The organism is Acidovorax sp. KNOB132, from assembly GCF_057541515.1.
In genome coordinates, this window is the sequence record NZ_BAAJYT010000630.1 from 1 (window position 1) to 675 (window position 675).

General features: G+C 76.1%; 1 protein-coding gene. It reads right to left on the minus strand.

Going from position 1 to position 675, the window contains the following annotated elements:
* Positions 1-627 (minus strand): iron chelate uptake ABC transporter family permease subunit (locus AC27IO_RS25110; protein WP_498741330.1); only part of this gene is annotated, 627 nt, incomplete at its 3' end.
* Positions 628-675 lie beyond the last annotated feature (48 nt).

Below are 675 nucleotides of genomic sequence, written 5' to 3' on the forward strand. Positions count from 1 at the left end.
CGTCAGGCCGTCGAGCGCGCGCGCCAGGGTCCACGCGGCGATGCCGCACAGCGCCCACGCCCCGGCCATGAGCGCGCAGGCCACCCAGCCGACGAAGCTGGTGCTGCCCAGCGTGAAGGCCTGCATGGCCTGCAGGATGTCCGGCGAGGCCAGCTCCACCAGGTCGCGCAGCGCGCCCAGCACCACGCCCACGATCACCCCGGCCAGCAGCAGGCGCAGCGTGTGCTGCACCCCGCGCGCCAGCACCAGGGTCAGGGCCACGGCGCCGGCCGCGCCGAGAAACGCCATGCCGGTGACGCCCAGCCGCGCCAGCCACTGCGCCGCCATGGGCGAGACGCCGAACACCACCATCGCCAGTGCGCCGCCCAGCGCCGCGCCCGAGGCCGAGCCCAGCAAATATGGATCGGCCAGCGGGTTGCGGAAAAGGCCCTGTGCCACCGCGCCCGCCAGGCCCAGTAGCGCGCCGGCCAGCCAGGCGCCCAGCGTGCGCGGCAGGCGGATCTCCCACACGATCTGCCAGGCCACCGGGTCCTGCCCCATGCGCAGCAGGCTGTCGAATCCCGTGCTGCCCACGCAGGCGCCGACGACCAGCAGCAGCGCACTGGCGACCAGCAGGCAGGCGCCCAGCCACGCGGCGCGGCGCGGGCCGGGGCCGGGCTGCGCGGCATGCGAGGC